The following is a 2,648-nucleotide window of genomic DNA, read 5'->3' on the forward strand; positions in this document are numbered from 1 at the left end:
CTATGGAAACTATTTTACGAGCCATAGCTCATGGAATAAATGGCCCCACATTGAAAGAGGTATGCCGGACGTAGCAGTACCATAGTTTAGCGGTTATTCAGTTATCAGAGATCAAAAATATGCTTGGGAAATCGAAATCTCCAAGATTGTTGGATACGTATGGTCAAAATGCGCTAAAATCAGTGTGAAATTTGCAAAAACATAAAAATAAACACAGTTTGAGAGTATGATCTCAGATTATGTCTCGTCGCAAAGGGGTTATGGTTGAAAAACCGCTCTTAAACTGTACATTCAGCCCTAAAACGGGAATGGCTGATAAATTGTTAATCTTTCCAACATTCAATTTCATAACCAAGAAACTCAAATAATTGTTCGTTGTATGGACGGTATAACTCAAGTAAAATATTTTTTGTTTCATTGTCTATTTGTTTATCATGATATTGTCCTTCGCGGATTTTTTGATAATTCGCATGATTTTTCGACGGTTCAATATTCAAGAAACGCAATAGTTCTTTGAAAAAGAATTCCATATGCAAATCATCTATTGAAATATTTTCAATTGCTGCAACAAATAAATTTTCGCGAGGAAATATTTTCAAAAGACTATCAATTTGAAGAATGTATTTTCCCATATGAATTATGTCATACGGATTCTCAAAATGTTGCGTCTGGTTCTTTTGGATATCCAGATAAGCTGAAACTAACTGATTGAAATCGTTGGAATCAAATCCATCGATTTTTCCTAGACTATTTTTGTTATTGCGCATATTCCAGTTAGAATATGCACGTTCAACAGGATGCCTTAATAACAGAATTAATTTAGCATCGGGAAGTAAATCAAATATCTTTTGGTGACATTGCGTATCATATATATATGATGGCGATTTATCACCATTGTATTTACATTTTGTCCAGAAATGTGATTGGTACCATTGTATGCCTTTATCGTAATTGGTAGTAAAATAATCCACTTCGGAACGTGGTAAATAAATGTCCGGGTGGTTTCTCAAATTTTCCTTTAGAAAGGTTGTTGCGCACTTTGCAGAACCTATGATGAGGAAATCAGGAAGATTTTTCGATAAGAGAAAACTTGGAATGTATTTGTTGAAGCGTAGGTTTAGTGAAAACAGGAAGTTATAAATTTTTCTTTCAAAAATCATATGCTGATCTCAAGTATAAATTTAATCTTATTTTATTTCTGTTAACTGAAGTTTGTCGAATACATTTCATGCCGCCATCTGCACTAATGTGGTTACAAACGAATTAATAACCGAGTTGCGTGGAACCGGGTAAAGTATTGTAAATTTATCGTCCATGGCCGATTTCGCCACCAGCCTGCGAACATCTGAAAAGGCGAAATGGCTTCGACCTTTCACAGCATGCCTCCGCTTTGGAGTTTTCTCCAACTTGTAGACATAAACCTAGGTCAATGTAGTGACCATCATGCAGAATCCCAAGTGGTTTGTAACCGCTACTGCATTTCTGGTTTGGGTTTCGGCACTGCCGATATCCCTTTTCAGCACTGTGAAACAAGTCTCTATTTTCCACCTGGCACCATAGTACTCAACAATCTCTTCGACCGATAGAGTCAGGTCGGCAGAAAAAAAAGGCGACCCATTGTGTTTTACGGTAAACCCAGACAACTCGTATCTGACATTTAAGGCTCTTGAGCATGATAACTTTGTCATAGGCCTTAAGTGTTCGTTCTTTTCCGTAAAGATTAACGGAATTTTCCTGCTGCAATATCCGCTGCCTGTATGCAAGAGTAGATGCTGTACCAAGTTTGTGACAATGTTTTCTGGGACGGCCTCGCCTTTTTATCGTTGGCACCGACGGTTCGTCAAACAAATTGTTGTTGGAGCGGAGCCGGGATATCAAGTGAACCCCATCTCCCAATTCTTTGTGCAATGGCTTCCACATGCCGTTATTGCCAAACCAGGAGTCTGTCGCTACCAGAATATCAGATTTAAAAAACTCAGTTACAATGTAACAGAGCATGTAAATAGACTGCTCATGTTTACTTCTGAACTCAACATCTTTACAGTTGTACTTAAGGCAATTTAACTCGATATCCTTTTTGAGATGATAATAACAGTGACTCAGCGGCAAGCACGAATCCAATCACAAATGACAACATAATGAACACCAATTACCCCAGCGATTTCGACCCTCTTTTTACCGTTGCAGAAAAGTCGAATTGCTTGATTTATGTTGTGTTGTTGAACCTCTTTGGGGAGGTTTCTTGCGTCATGTTTTTTCATGAGCATATTTCACACCAACTAAACCTAATTGCCCCCAGATTAACATGAATGGCCATTGGCCCTACCTGACAGGTGACTGCCATATGCCTGGCTGAAGAAGATATAATTTATCTCATGCATCGTGACAGAGTCGGGACTATACTTGCTATAAGATGGCCTGATATCGAAAAGGCTCGGAAGTATGATGATGTAATCATCAAATCTGGATCTGTTTCCAGCCATATTTTCTTATCTGTATGATTCTCCTTTCTTTCAATCAACCTAAATTCCCGGGCTATTGTAACGATGCCGGTGGCGTGACACCCAATTTAGTATAAAGTTCAATCTGGCGTTTCGTAGTTTCCCCAATCTGAAGCTGCTGTCCCGGCACTTCAAAGCATTCAATAA

Annotated in this window: 4 protein-coding genes; all 4 read right to left on the reverse strand. The window is 38.4% G+C overall.

The features are described from left to right. Positions 1 to 323: 323 nt before the first annotated feature. The gene (locus FCL48_RS24500; RefSeq protein WP_136876706.1) at positions 324 to 1,160 is read right to left on the reverse strand and encodes a sulfotransferase domain-containing protein; all 837 of its coding nucleotides are present in this window, start codon (positions 1,158 to 1,160) and stop codon (positions 324 to 326) included. A gap of 66 nt (positions 1,161 to 1,226) precedes the next feature. After that, positions 1,227 to 1,376, reverse strand: coding sequence for a hypothetical protein (locus tag FCL48_RS25105; protein ID WP_169309373.1), 150 nt, complete (start codon positions 1,374 to 1,376; stop codon positions 1,227 to 1,229). Between the two features lie 45 nt (positions 1,377 to 1,421). After that, entirely contained in the window at positions 1,422 to 1,643 is a 222-nt protein-coding gene (locus FCL48_RS26045) for a transposase (RefSeq protein ID WP_169309374.1), read from the reverse strand. Further along, on the reverse strand, positions 1,564 to 2,121 hold the full coding sequence (locus FCL48_RS24510) for a transposase (protein ID WP_371418697.1): 558 nt from the start codon (positions 2,119 to 2,121) through the stop codon (positions 1,564 to 1,566). Before FCL48_RS24510 ends, FCL48_RS26045 begins: the two co-directional genes overlap by 80 nt. Positions 2,122 to 2,648: the final 527 nt, after the last annotated feature.

This window comes from Desulforhopalus sp. IMCC35007, assembly GCF_005116575.1.
Lineage (GTDB): Bacteria > Desulfobacterota > Desulfobulbia > Desulfobulbales > Desulfocapsaceae > Desulforhopalus_A.

Excerpts from the sequence above, each read along its gene's own strand:
- FCL48_RS24500 (WP_136876706.1), bottom strand. The coding sequence starts at position 1,160 with ATGATTTTTGAAAGAAAAATTTATAACTTCCTGTTTTCACTAAACCTA.